Source organism: Streptomyces sp. DH12 (assembly GCF_020873895.1).
Lineage (GTDB): Bacteria > Actinomycetota > Actinomycetes > Streptomycetales > Streptomycetaceae > Streptomyces.
The window spans coordinates 172,193-185,934 of sequence record NZ_JAHWGT010000008.1; the positions used below are offsets into that span (position 1 = coordinate 172,193).

The following is a 13,742-nucleotide window of genomic DNA, read 5'->3' on the forward strand; positions in this document are numbered from 1 at the left end:
GGGGTGGGTCAGCCGGTGCCCAGTGTGAGCGACCGGTCCTCGCCGGCGGTCAGCTCCAGCAGCTGTCCGCCTGCGGGGGTGCGGAGGTCGATCCGTACCGTCCGGGACGGGCGGATCGAGGCGGTGCAGGTGCCGTCCTGCCACCGCAGGTCCACGCGGGCCCCGCACCGTGTGCGCACGCCGCGCAGCGCGCCCCGCGTCCACCCCCGGGGCAGCGCCGGCAGCAGCACGAGGCGCTCCGGCGTCGACTGCACCAGCAGCTCCAGGAGCAGGGCGGGCAGGGCGTGCGCGGCGTCGGCGTTGTACACGTCGCGGCCCGGGTAGTGGGCGCTCATCAGCGACGGGTGGAAGAAGTCGCCGCGCAGCACCCGGTCCAGCGCGGCCGCCGCCCGGTCGCCGTCCCGCAGCCGGGCGGCGACCAGGGCGTGGTGGAGGTGGCCGTGGGCGGAGTCGTTCTCCGCGCCCCGCAGCTCCAGTGCCCGGTGCGCGGCCCGGGCCAGCGCGGGGGTGTCGTACGGGTTGATCTCGTGCAGCGGCCAGACCGGGTAGAGATGGCTGAGGTGGCGGTGGTCGTAGCGGTCGGTGAGCCCGGGCCACGCCCACTCGGCGAGGGCCCCGTCGTCGTTGACGCGGTAGTCGGGCAGGCGCGCGGCCAGGGCCCGCAACCGGTCGGCGTCACCGGGGAGGTGGGCGGCGGCGGTCGTCAGCGCGTGCCGCGCGGCGGCGATGTCCATCGTGGCGTTGACGGTGACCCAGCCCGCGTCGGCGGGGCGGTTCTCCGGCGAGTACGACGGCACGACGACGATCCTGCCGTCGGGGCCGGTCCGGGTGAGGAAGTCCTCGTAGAACCGGGCCACCTCGGCGAGGGCCGCCACCAGTCGCGGGTCGACGGCCCCGGTGGTCTCGGCGTGCTCGACGAGCGGCACCAGCAGCCAGTCCGCGCCGGCCGTCCACAGGTGCAGCGGGTACTCCCGCTGGAAGTGGTACGCGTGCCCCGACGTGCCGTCCGTGTGGGACGGCGCGACGACCCCACGCGTCCCGAACACCTCGCGGGCGTTGTCGCGCCAGTCGGGCAACTGCCCGTACACCAGAGCCGCGTGGGCGTCCGTCACCTCCGGCAGCGCGGCGGCCGCGGCACAGGACGTCTGGAGGTTCAGGTTGGCGTTGGTGGTGAACGCGCCCGACCAGGCCGTGTCCCAGTCGCCGGTCCACAGCCCGACCAGGCGCGGCGGCAGCATCCCGCTGGACGACAGCAGGTGGTACCGCCCGGCCGCGAAGAGCCGTTCCGGCAGGGCCGTGCTCCCCGGCCGGCGGAGCAGGGCGCTGCCCGGGAGCGCCCGTTCGTCCGGGAGCGCCCCGAGGTCCAGGGCGACGCGCTCGTAGGCGGTGCGGTGTGCGCGCTCGTGCCGGGCGAGCAGGCGCCGGTACGCGGCCCCCGGGGAGCGGTCCGGCGGGAAGCCCTGCGCCGCCGTCGGGCCGTCGCCCGCCGGGGTGCCGTCCGGGGTGCCGTCCGCAGGGGAGTCGTCCGCCCGGGAGTCGGCCGCGGTGAGCAGGGCGCGCAGCGCGGCCGCCTCTCCGGGGACGTCGGCGTCCCCGGTGTGCCGGCGCACCCGCGTGAGCAGCAGCACCTCCCGGGCGCCGGTCAGACGCACGCCGTCGCCCTCGGCCGCGGTCGCCCCGCCGGCCGCGGCGACGAGCGTGACGCCGGTGAAGGACACCTGGCCGCCGGGGTACCGGGCCCGCAGGGCGAGGAGCGCGCCGTCCGGCGCCGGGAGGGCCTTCCGGTCGACGGCCAGCCCGGCCGGCGCGTTCGGGAGACGGGGGTCGAGGGTGATCCGCGCGTCGAGCGGGGCGCCGGTGACGTACTGGACGATCACGTCGTCGGCGCGCGAGACGAACGCCCGGCTCGCACATCCGGCCCACTCCGCCCGGACGACGCCGGTCGCGAAGTCCACCTCCCGCCGGTAGCCCGCCGGCAGGCCACCGACCCCCGTCCCACCGGCCGCTGTCCCACGGGCTCGCGTCCCACCGGCCGCTTCCGACCCGCCGGACGCGATGCGGCGCAGACGTACCGCGAACGCCGGGTGGAAGGCCCCCACCCAGCGCAGCCCGCGCCCGTCGGTGAACGCCTCCCCGGCCGCGGTGTCCCCGGCCAGCAGCCGGTCGCGCAACCGCTCCAGCCCCGACGCCAGCCGGGGCGGCAGCGTGTCGGCCTCCGGCACGGGCTCGACGAGCGCGTGGTGCGTGACGACGAGCCGGTCGTCGGCCGGATCGCCGAACACCAGGGCACCGTGCCGGCCGTTGCCGCTGAGGAACGCGTCCTCCCACCGCGCCGCCGGCTCCGCCTCCCACGTGCCGTGCACCGGCCCGCCGCCCGTCACGAGCCCGCCGCCTGATCCGTGTCCGGCCCCGCCGGTCACGAGTCCGCCTCGCGGAGCACCGCCACGCCGTACCGCTCCAGCGCCAGCGTCCCGGCGACGGGCACCCCCGCCAGCAGCTCCCGGTACTCCCCGGGCACCGGCACCTCCACCGGCGTCCGCCCGTGGTTGAGGACGAACAGCAGGTCGCCGCGGCGCACCGCCTCCACGCCCGCGGGCAGCCCGTCGAGGGCCGGCCGCACCCCGGCGCCGTGGGCGATCCGGGCCAGCAGGTCGCGCAGGGCCCCGGGCTCGGGGAGGGTCGACACGTACCAGGCGCGGCCCCGGCGCAGCACGGCCGGCCAGCCCGCCAGCTCCCCGCCCCGGTACGCGGCCACCACCTCGGCGTCCGGCGCCTCCAGTTCCTCCGACCACAGGCCGCCCGTGAACCCGTCGCACGCGACGGTCTCGTCGCGGTCCAGCGGCCACCACTCGTGCAGGGTGCGGATCCCGAACAGGGCGCGCAGCCGCTCGTCCATGCCGCCCGGCCGGACCCGGTCGTCCTCGTCGGCGACCCCGGTGAGGAACCCGCACACCAGGGTGCCGCCCCCGGCCGCGTACGCGACGAGGTTGTCGACGGCGGCGTCGGTCAGCAGGTACAGCTGGGGCACGACGACCACGCGGTAGCCGGCCAGGTCGTGCTCGGGGTGGGCGAAGTCCGCGGTGAGCCCGCCCTCCCACAGTGCCCGGTGCCAGGCCCGCACCACCTCCGGGTACGCGACCTCCCGGGAGGGCCGGCCCTCCTGCTCGGCGGCCCACCAGGCGTGCCAGTCGTGGAGCACCGCGACGTCCGACGCGACGTGCGTGCCCGCGACCCGCGGTCCGAGGGCGGCCAGCTCGGCGCCGATCCGCCTGACCTCCCGGAAGGTGCGGCCGTGCTCGCCGGCATGGGACACCATCCCCGAGTGGAACTTCTCCGCCCCCTGCCGGGACTGCCGCCACTGGAAGTAGCAGACGGCGTCCGCGCCGCGCGCCACGGACTGCAGGGACAGCAGCCGGTTCAGTCCGGCCGGCTTCGGGTGGTTGACGCCCCGCCAGTTGACCGGCCCCGCCGCCTGCTCCATCACCATCCACGGGCCGCGCGCCTGGGAGCGGGTCATGTCGCCGATCATCGCGTTGTACTGGCCGCCGAGCGGGTCCTTCGGGTCCGGGTAGACGTCCACCGAGACGGCGTCCTCCTCGGCGGCCCACCGCCAGGCGTCCTGGCCCGTCCAGAACGGCATGAAGTTCGTCGTGACCGGGACGCGCGGGGAGTGGCGGGCGACGATGTCGCGCTCCGCCGTGTAGCACTCCAGCAGCGCGTCCGACGTGAAGCGGCGGAAGTCCAGCAGGTGCGCCGGGTTGCGCAGGTACTGGGCGCGGCGCGGCGGGATCACCTCGTCCCAGGTGACGTACCGCTGCGACCAGAACGCCGTGCCCCACGCCTCGTTCAGCGCGTCGACGGTGCCGTACCGGGCGGCGAGCCAGCGGCGGAAGTGGCGTGCCGTGCCGTCGCACCAGCAGAACGTGCAGTACTCGTTGTTGACGTGCCACAGGGTGAGCGCCGGGTGGTCGCCGTAGCGCGCCGCCAGGTCCTCGGTGAGCGCGGCCGCGTAGCCCCGGTAGGTGCGGGAGCTGGGGCAGAAGTGCTGGCGGGAGCCCCACCACACGGTCCGCCCGTCCTCGTCGCGCGGCAGCGTGTCGGGGTGCCGCACGCCCATCCACGGCGGGGGCGAGGCGGTCGGCGTGGCCAGCACCACGCCGACGCCGTGGCCGTGCAGCAGCTCCGTGAGCCGGTCGAGCCAGCCGAAGTCGCGCACCCCGGGACGGGGTTCGATCCGGGCCCAGGAGAAGACGCCGACCGTCACCGAGTTGACGCCGGCGTCCCGCATCAGCCGGACGTCGTCGGCCCAGGTCTCCTCGGGCCACTGCTCCGGGTTGTAGTCGCCGCCGAAGAGGATCCGCCCCCGGGTGGCGTCGCCGAGCGCGGGCATCAGACGGGGTCCCCGTACTGGACGCCGCGGCCGTTCGTGCCGAGGTAGACCCGGCCGTGGATCCGAGGGTCACCGGTGACCACCTCGCCGGTCCACCCCCACTGGTGCGCGTCGTCGTTGATCCGCGTCCAGCCGCGCCCGGCGTCGTCCGACCGGTACACGCCGGTGACGTCGCCGACCGTGCCCGTCTGGAAGACGGCCGGGTAGCCGCCGCCGCGGGGCGCCGCCTTGCCGAAGCCGAGCGCGTACGAAGCCCGGCAGCCGTCCAGGCGGGTGAAGGCGCGCCCGCCGTCCGCGGAGCGGTACAGGCCGTGCTCCTTGGCGGAGAGCCACAGGTCGCCCCGGCGCCCCGGCGCGGCGGCGATCCGGTACTGGACGTCCCCGGCGGGCAGCCCGGTCGCGCCCGCCGTGAAGGTGGCCCCGCCGTCCGTGCTGACCCACACGGTGCCCGCGGTGGTGTCGTAGGCGTAGAAGCGGCGCGGGTCGGCCGGGTCCGCCACCGGGACGGCGCCCTTCGGGAAGGTGGGCACCTCGGTCCAGCGGGCGCCGCCGTCGGTGGAGCGGTGGGTGGGGTGGCGGGTGCCGTCCCAGTGGGTGAACGACCACAGCAGGACCCGGCCGTCGGCGCCGGCCGCGATGGGGCCGGGCGCGGTGGCGGCGATGGCCGGCTGGGCGGCGAACGGCGCCCACGTGCGGCCCCCGTCCGTGGAGTACGCGCCGTTCCCGCCGTCGCCCCAGCCCGCCCGCACCACGTACCCGGGCCGCAGCGGGGCCAGGGACAGGCCGGTCGCGGTGCCGAAGACCGGGTTCGAGGCCATGCCCCGCGACGGGGAGGCCGTCAGCCGCTCGTGGTACATCACGCCGACGTCGCCCAGCCCGCTCAGCAGGTGCGCCCGCCCGTTCGGCGGCGACACCAGCTGGCGCACGGAGCTCTCCTCCAGGCCGCGGATCTCCGGCGCCCACCGGCGCAGGTCCCGGGTGCCGTACAGGGTGGCGCCCGTCCCGAACACGATGTGCCGGGAGTCGAAGGGGTCGAGCGCCAGCGCCTGGATCCACCAGCCGAACTTGGGCCCCTGGCCGCCCCACTCCAGGAACGGCGTCTCGGTCACGTCGAGGACGGCGGAGTCCTCGAGCGACGTCCAGCTCGCGCCGCCGTCGGTGGAGCGGAACAGCGTGTCGACCTGCCCCCAGCGGTTGTTGGTGGAGACGACGACCGTGCCGGGGCGGCGCGGGTCGGTGGCCGCGCCGCCGTACCCGAACGTGTCCCCGGGGCCGGGCCGCGCCGGCGTCACGTCGGTCCAGGCGCCGGTCGCCGTGTCGAGCCGGTGCACGGACCCGTCCGTCTGGCCGTTGGGGCCCGGGGCGTCCGCGTACGTGACGTACAGGGCGCGGGCCCCCGCGTCGTACGCGGCGCGGACCGGCACCCGGGCGGAGCGGCCGCCCGGCCGGCCCGGCACCGCCTCCCAGCCGCCGCCGGCCGTCGTGCGGTAGAGGGCGCCGTCGCCGTCGCCCCAGCCGGCGTACACCGTACGGTCCGCCGCGACCAGCAGCGTGACGCCCTGCCCCGTCGGGGACGGGGCCGCCGGGAAGGGCGCCGCCGCCCAGGTGGCGCCCCGGTCGCGGGAGACCAGCAGGCCGTCGTGGCGGGTGCCCAGCCACAGCGTGGCCGGGTCGCGCGGGTCGACCAGCAGCCGCTCGCCGGTGCCCCGCCCGTCCTCGTTGGCGCCGAGCTTCACGTCCAGGTCGGTCCTGGCCCAGGTGGCGCCCCGGTCCTCGGAGCGCAGCACCGCGCCGTTGCCGGCCCACGGCTGGGCGTACGTGCCCAGCGCCAGGTACAGCCGGTCGGGGTGGGCGGGGTCGACGGCCATCGCCTCGACGCCCAGCAGGTTCCAGTCGTCCCAGCCCAGGTGGTCGGTGAGCGGCGTCCACCGGGCGGTGCGGTCGTCCCACCGGTAGGCGCCGCCGATGTCCGTACGCGCGTAGGCCAGGCCGCGCACCCGCGGGTGGAAGAGCACGCCCGTGACGAAGCCGGTACCGCCGATCACCGCGGTCCGCCAGCGGTACGGGACGGCGCCGGGTGCGGCCGGGACGGCGTGGGCGGGGGCGGACACGGCGGCGAGCGCCGCGGTGGCGGCCCCGCCGGCGAGGACGGACCGCCGGCTGAGCGGGGAGGGACACATGACACGCCTCGATCTCTGGGGGGTGGTGGGGTGGTGAAGGCGGCCCGGCGGGGGCACGTCCGCCGGCAGGGTGGGCGGGGCCGGCGGGGGCGGGGGCGGCCCGGCTCAGCCCTTGACCGCGCCGGTGAGCATGCCCTTCTTGAAGTGCTTCTGGACGAACGGCGACGCGACGGCGACCGGCAGGAGCGCCAGCACCATGACGGCCATCTGCACGGAGAGCGGCGACAGCTGGTTGGTCCTGATCATCTGGGCCAGGCCGGTCGGCGGCTCCTGCTTCTGCACGATCTGGATCATGACGTTCTGGAGCGGCATCATGTCCTGGTCGGTCAGGTAGATGGAGGCGTTGAACCACGCGCTCCAGTACCCGACTGCGTAGAACAGCGCGATCACCGCGATGACCGCCCGCGACAGCGGCATGACGATCTGCCAGAGGATCCGCAGGTCGCCCGCCCCGTCGATGCGCGCGCTGTCGATCAGCTCCTGCGAGATGTTCATGAAGAACGCCCGCAGCACCAGGATGTTGAAGACGCTCACCGCACTCGGCAGGATCAGCGCCGCGTACGTGTCGGTCAGCCCCAGGGCCTGGACCAGCAGGTACGTCGGGATCAGTCCGGCGCCGAAGAACATCGTCGCCAGCAGTGCCATCAGGATCCAGCGGTGGCCCAGCGACCCCGACCGCGACAGCCCGAAGGCGCACAGCACCGACACGGCCATGCTGAACAGGGTGCCGACGACGGTGACGCCCACGCTCACCAGCGCCGCCCGCTGCACCTGACCGCCGCTCAGCAGCTCCTGGTACGCGATGAACGTGACGTCCCTCGGGACGACGACGAGACCGCCGGCCTCGGTGATCGTCCGGTGGGACGACAGGCTCGTGACGACGACGATCCACAGCGGGAAGAGGACCGCGAGGCACGCCCCGGCCAGCACGATCCCCTTGGCCGCGAGTCCCGCCTTGCGGGGCTCCTCCTCCCACACGGGGCGGGGCGTCGCCGCCCACCCCCTGCGCAGTGCCGGCATCACTTCCGGTACACCCCCTGCTCGCCCATCAGGTGGGCGATCTTGTTGGCCGTGAGGACGAGACCCAGTCCGACGACGCCCTTGACCAGGCCCGCGGCGGCCGCGTAGCCGAAGTCCTGGTTGCGGATGCCGTTCCACCACACGTACGTGTCCAGCACCTCGGCGGCGTCCGGCCCCACCGCGTCCCGCTGCAGCAGCAGTTGCTCGAAGCCCACGGTGAGCGCGTCGCCGACGCGCAGCACCAGCAGCAGGGCGATCACCGGACGCAGCGCCGGCAGCGTCACGTGCCACATGCGGCGCCACCGTCCGGCGCCGTCCATGGCGGCCGCCTCGTACAGGTCCTGGCTGACGGCGGAGAGCGCGGCGAGGAAGACGATGACCCCCCAGCCGGCGTCCTTCCAGATGCCTTCGGACGTCACCAGGAACTTGAAGATCCCCGGGTCGGTCATCAGGTCGAACCCCTCGACGCCGTACTGCCGCAGCGTCTGCGCGATGATGCCCGCGCCGCCGAAGATCTGCTGGAAGACGGTGATGACCAGCACCCACGAGAAGAAGTGGGGCAGGTACACGATCGCCTGGGCGACCGCCCGGACCCGGGGCCGGACGATGCTGTTGATCAGCAGCGCCAGGACGATCGGCACCGGGAAGAACAGCACCAGCTGGAGGAGGAAGAGCACCAGGGTGTTCTCCACCGCCCGCCAGAACGCCGAGTCGGAGAAGACGCGGTCGAAGTTCTCCAGCCCGATCCACGGGCTCTCCAGCATGGCGGCGAAGCCGTTCTCGCTGAGGTAGGGGTCGTAGTCCTGGAACGCCACGACGTTGCCGAGCACGGGGACGTAGTGGAAGACGGCGACCAGCAGCAGGGCCGGCAGGGTCATCAGGACGAGCGTCCGGTCGCGCCGGAACCGGATCCGCAGGGGCAGCTTCCGCCCCCGGCCCCCGGCCCCGGCCGCCTTCCCGGCTGCCGTGCCGGTGTCGATCCCGGTGGCGATCCCGGTGGCGCGGGGGCCGCCCGCCGGCGGGCCGGCCCGGGCGACGGCGGCCGCCGCCCGGGCGGCCGGGACGGTTCCGGCGGCGGGGTCGCGGGCGGCCGGCTCGCGGGACGGCGCCCCTTCCGGTGCGGCTCCGTCCCGGACGGGGTCGGCGCCGGGTACCGCGCGGTGCTGCGACACGGTTCTCTCCTTGCGTGTCGGTCTGTCGGCCCGTCGGACCTCCACGGCGGGGCCGGAGGGCGGATCAGCTCGCGGAACCGGTGTCGTCGAGGAGCTTCCGGTACCAGTCGCGCAGCTTGTCGCCGCCCTTGCTCTTCCACTCCGACACCGCCTGCTGGACGTCGCCGATCTTCTTCCGGCCCCGCACGACGTCGTCCTCCAACTGCTCGAAGTCGTCGGCCAGGTTCGCCCAGCGGCCGGGCTCGGTGACCGTCAGCCCGTAGAAGGAGGTCTTCGTCGTGAAGGCGCCCATCCGCTGCTGCCACTCCACCTGCGCCTTGACCAGGTCCGGGCGGTCGGGGTGGGCGTTGTACGGGGCGGGGTCGCCGACCAGGTCGAACGCGCCCGTCACCTGGAGGTGGCCGGTGTCGTTCTTCACCGGCATGCCGCCCCGCAGGGTGTGGTGGGTGCCCTCGACGCCGTAGTCGGTGAGGAGCCGCTCCTTCGTCCCGTAGGGCGCCGCGCAGAAGTTGGCGACGGCGAGGAAGTCCCGGACGACCGCCTGGGGGGCCTTCGCGCTGACGAACGTGAAGATGTTCGCCGGCTGCTGGGCGTAGAGCTTCGGCGCCGACCCGTCATGGCCGAAGACGTCCATCGCGCCCATCCGGAACTTCGGGTTCTGGACGGCCTGCTCGATGCTCTTGACGTACCAGTGGGAGAGGTCGTTGTTGTAGACGAGGACCTGTCCCGCGGTGAACCGGTTGCCGGAGTCGCCCTGGTTCTGCGCGCGGGCGTCGGGGTGCACGACGTTCGCCGCGTACAGCTTGCGCACCCACTCCAGGGCCTCCAGGTACTCCTCCGTCTCGATCCGGTTGACGAGCCTGCCGTCGACGAGGTTCCACCACAGCGCCTTGTCGCTGCCCGGGAGGACCCCGAAGACGTTGAACGCCGTCCACTTCATGTCGTCGCAGGCCCACACCTTCGCCTTGGCGCTGGTGGCCTCCTTCGCCCAGGCGAGGAACTCGTCGGCGCTCTTCGGCACCTGGTAGCCGCGCGCCTCGAAGACGTCCTGCCGGTAGTACGGCGCGATGTTGGTGACGTACGAGGCCGGCATCGGGATGCCGCGCAGGGCGCCGCCGAAGATGGAGCGCTGCCAGGCGTCCGTGGGCACGGCGGCGAGGTTCGGGTAGTCCTTGACCTTGTCGCCTGACAGGTACGGGCCGAGGTCGGCGAACTTGGCGTTGACGGCGCTGGGGATCTTGCCGGTGAGGTTCCAGCCGGGCACGACGACGACGTCCGGGATGTCGCTGGAGGCCAGTACGGCGCCGAGCTTCTCGTCGTAGGTGTTGCCGTCCTGGTTCTGCCACCGCGTCCGCACGCCGATGGCGGCGTCCATCGCCTGGTAGTAGGCGTTGTCGCTCCGGGGAGGCGATCCCCACAGCGGGGCCATGATCCGCACCGTGCCGCCCTTGCCGAGCTTCTCCGGGACGGAGGTCTTGAGCCGGGCGGCCGCGAGCGCGCTGGTGAAGCCGGCGGCCGAGCCGTTCCTCGCCGGGATGTCCGGCCGCACGACGTCCTGCGCCACGTACGTGGGCAGGAGCTTCTCGGCGTCCTTCCCGCTGGTGGCGCCGTCCTTCCGCTCGCTCCGCGAGCCGCCCCCGCACGCGGAGAGCAGGGGCACCCCGCCCGCCACCGCGGCGGCGGCGACCGCCGTCGAGGCGAGGAAGCCCCTGCGGCCGGGGCCGGAGGGGCGGGTCGAGGGGGAGTTCGGCGTCATTGCGTCAACCCTTCGTGGCGCGCCAGGACACCCGGCGGCGACCGCCGGTCGGCTGCGGTGTCTGAGACGGGACGTGCGGAACTGGCCGATCCGAAGCGGCCCGCCGCGTCACGGCCGAAAGTCGGCCGCCTCAGTCGAAGCGCTTCGATGTTGCTGCGAGGTTAAGTGAACCCATCCGGCCGCACAAGGGTGGTCGGCAAGATTCCTCGGACCCGGCGCACCCCGCCGCTCCCCGTGGCTCCCGGACTCCATCGAGATGTTGCCGGGGTGTGTCTTGACACCCGCGCATCGCGGCACTCAGCATCGAAGCGCTTCGAAAGACTGCTCCTGGACACCCACAAGGGGAACCCCACGTGACCGCAGACCGGCTGCCCTTCCGCGACCCGCAGCTGCCGTTCGGCAAGCGCGTCGACGACCTGCTCGGGCGCCTCACGCCCGACGAGCGGATCGCCGTGCTCCACCAGTTCGCGCCCGCCGTGGACCGCCTGGGCGTCGCCGCCTTCCGCACCGGCCAGGAGGCCCTGCACGGCGTGGCCTGGATGGGCCCCGCCACCGTCTTCCCCCAGGCCGTCGGCCTCGGCGCCACGTGGAACGAGGAACTGCTCCGCCGCGTCGGCGAGGCCGTCTCCACCGAGGCGCGCGCCATGCGCGCCCGCGACGACCGGGTCGGGCTCAACGTCTGGGCCCCCACCGTCAACCTGCTCCGCAACCCCCTGTGGGGCCGCGGCGAGGAGGGCTACTCCGAGGACCCGACGCTCACCTCCGCCCTCGCCACCGCCTACACCCGCGGCCTGCGCGGCGACCACCCCGTCTACTGGCGGACCGCCCCCGTCCTCAAGCACTGGCTCGCTCACAACAACGAGACCCGCCGCGACACCACCTCGTCCTCCGTGCGCCCGCGGGTGCTGCACGAGTACGACCTGCGGGCCTTCCGCCCCGCCGTCGAGGCGGGCGCCGTCGCCGGCGTCATGCCCGCCTACAACCTCGTCAACGGCCGCCCCAACCACCTCTCGCCGTACCTCGCCGAGCACCTGCGCACCTGGACCGACCGGGAGCTGCTGGTCTGCTCCGACGCCGGCGCGCCCAGCAACCTCGTCGACACCGAGCACTACCTCGACACCCACGAGGAGGCCGTCGCCGCCGCCCTGCGCGCCGGCGTCGACAGCTTCACCGACCACGGCACCGACGGCGGACCCACCGCGGCCCGGGTGCGCGGAGCCCTCGACCGCGGTCTCGTCGACCCGTCCGACGTCGACACCGCCGTACGCCGGCTGCTCCACGTGCGCTTCGCGCTCGGCGAGTTCGACCCCGACCTCGACCCGTACGCCGGCACCGGCGCCTTCGACACCCCCGAGCACCGGGCCCTGGCACAGGAGGCCGCCGAGCAGGCCGTCGTCCTCCTCGCCAACGACGGCGTCCTGCCCCTCGACCCGGCCGCCCGCCCCCGGGTCGCCGTCGTCGGCCCCCTCGCCGACGCCTGCAAGCTCGACTGGTACAGCGGCACCCTGATCCACCGCTCCACCCCCCTCGACGGGCTGCGCGACCGCTTCGGCGCCGACCGCGTCACCCACGCCGAGGGCGCCGACACCGTCCGGCTGCGCTGCGCCGCCGGCCTCCTGCGCGTGCCCGAGGGCGGCGGCGAGGGGCCCGACCCCGCCGAGCGGGGCGCGCTGGACCCGGCCCTCCTCGCCGGGCGCACCGACCTGCCGCCGCTCACCGCCGACGAGCGGGGCAGCGAGTTCGCCCTCACCGACTGGGGCGACGGCGTCCTCACCCTGCGCGCCCCCGACGGGCGGCACCTCTCCGTCGCCGACGACCGGTGGGTGCGGGCCTCCGCCGACCAGCCGGGCGGCTGGGTCGTCCAGGAGACCTTCCGGCTCGAACCGCACGGTGACGGCCACCTCCTTCGGCACATCGGGACCGGTGGTCACGTCCATGTCGCCGCCGACGGCGTGAAGGTTGCCGCGGACGAGGAACCCCCGACCCCGTTCACCGTCGAGACGGTCCGCCGCGGCGCCGACGAGGTCGCCGCCGCGGCGGCGGACGCGGACGTCGTCATCGTCGTCGCGGGCAACGACCCCCACATCAACGGCCGCGAGACCGAGGACCGCACCACCCTCGCCCTGCCCCCGGACCAGGACCGGCTGTGGCGCGCCGCCCACGCCGCCAACCCGCGGACCGTCCTGGTCCTCACCTCGTCCTACCCCTACGCCGTCCCCGACGCCGCCGAACTGCCCGCCCTGCTGTGGACGGCCCACGGCGGCCAGGCCGCGGGCACCGCGCTCGCCCGCGTGCTCGCCGGCGACGTCTCCCCGGCCGGCCGGCTGCCCCAGACGTGGTACGCCTCCGACGACGACCTGCCGGACCTGCTGGACTACGACGTCATCGGCGGCCGCCAGACCTACCTCTACTTCGACGGCCGCCCCCTCCACCCCTTCGGCCACGGCCTGTCGTACACGTCCTTCGCCTACGCCGACCTCGCGGTCGAGCGGCGCGGCGACGCCTTCCGCGTGGCCTTCACCGTCACCAACACCGGCCCGGCCGCCTCGGACGAGGTCGCCCAGGTGTACGTCCGCGCACTCGCCCCGGCCGTCCCCCGCCCGCACCGCGAACTCGCCGCCCACCGCCGCCTCCACCTCGCCCCCGGGGAGGCGCGCCGTCTCACGCTCGACGTGCCCGTCACCGCACTGGGCTGCTGGGACGTCGCCCACGGCCGCTGGACCGTGCCGGCGGGTCGGTACGCCTTCGAGGCCGGGGCGTCCAGCGCCGACATCCGCCTCGACACCGTGGTGCGCCTGGACGGACCGCCGCCCGCGCCCCGCCCCGTCCTCACCCGCGGCCTCGCCGCCGCCGACTACGACGAGCAGCGCGGCACGGTCATCGCCGACCGCAGCCGCACGTCCGGCGACTGCGTCACCCCCGCCGGCGCGGAGCCCGGCGAACTCCTCTTCCGCGCCTGCGACCTCGGCACGGGCGTCGACGGGGTCACCGTCGAGGTCTCCGGCACCGGAACGGTCGCCCTCCGGGCCGGGGACGGCTCCGATCCGCTGCCCCTGGAGGTGGCCCTGCCGGGTGGGCCGTACGCCTACGCCACCCTCCGCCTGCCGGTCGCGGCGGGGGGCGAGCGGGAGCTGCGGGGTGTGCGGGACCTGCGCGTCACCCTCACGGGGACCGTGCGCCTCGCGGAGCTGCGCTTCACCCCCGCGGACGCCTGACCGCCCGCC

7 protein-coding genes are annotated in these 13,742 nt (G+C 75.0%); 1 reads left to right on the forward strand and 6 read right to left on the reverse strand.

Annotation, left to right across the window (positions count from 1 at the left end; genetic code table 11):
- Nucleotides 1-8: 8 nt before the first annotated feature.
- The 6 genes from LPA54_RS09870 to LPA54_RS09895 all read right to left on the reverse strand — a co-directional run bounded on the left by LPA54_RS09870 (nt 9) and on the right by LPA54_RS09895 (nt 10,518).
- Nucleotides 9-2,420, reverse strand: a complete 2,412-nt coding sequence (locus tag LPA54_RS09870; protein WP_228975897.1) for a glycoside hydrolase N-terminal domain-containing protein — start codon at nt 2,418-2,420, stop codon at nt 9-11.
- Nucleotides 2,417-4,390 carry a beta-galactosidase gene (locus LPA54_RS09875; protein ID WP_228975899.1) on the reverse strand — a complete coding sequence of 658 codons (1,974 nt, stop codon included), beginning with the start codon at nt 4,388-4,390 and terminating at the stop codon, nt 2,417-2,419. The genes LPA54_RS09870 and LPA54_RS09875 overlap by 4 nt, the downstream gene beginning before the upstream one ends.
- Entirely contained in the window at nt 4,390-6,570 is a 2,181-nt protein-coding gene (locus LPA54_RS09880; RefSeq protein ID WP_228975901.1) for a sialidase family protein, read from the reverse strand. The genes LPA54_RS09875 and LPA54_RS09880 overlap by 1 nt, the downstream gene beginning before the upstream one ends.
- A 105-nt stretch (nt 6,571-6,675) precedes the next feature.
- A complete protein-coding gene (locus LPA54_RS09885) occupies nt 6,676-7,590 on the reverse strand; it encodes a carbohydrate ABC transporter permease (protein WP_228975902.1) in 915 nt (304 codons plus the stop codon).
- A complete protein-coding gene (locus tag LPA54_RS09890; RefSeq protein WP_228975996.1) occupies nt 7,590-8,570 on the reverse strand; it encodes a sugar ABC transporter permease in 981 nt (326 codons plus the stop codon). Before LPA54_RS09890 ends, LPA54_RS09885 begins: the two co-directional genes overlap by 1 nt.
- A gap of 256 nt (nt 8,571-8,826) precedes the next feature.
- The gene (locus tag LPA54_RS09895) at nt 8,827-10,518 is read right to left on the reverse strand and encodes an extracellular solute-binding protein (protein WP_228975905.1); all 1,692 of its coding nucleotides are present in this window, start codon (nt 10,516-10,518) and stop codon (nt 8,827-8,829) included.
- A gap of 353 nt (nt 10,519-10,871) precedes the next feature.
- On the opposite strand from LPA54_RS09895, the gene LPA54_RS09900 reads away from it, so the two are divergent.
- Entirely contained in the window at nt 10,872-13,733 is a 2,862-nt protein-coding gene (locus tag LPA54_RS09900) for a glycoside hydrolase family 3 C-terminal domain-containing protein (protein ID WP_228975907.1), read from the forward strand.
- The last annotated feature ends 9 nt before the right edge of the window (nt 13,734-13,742 follow it).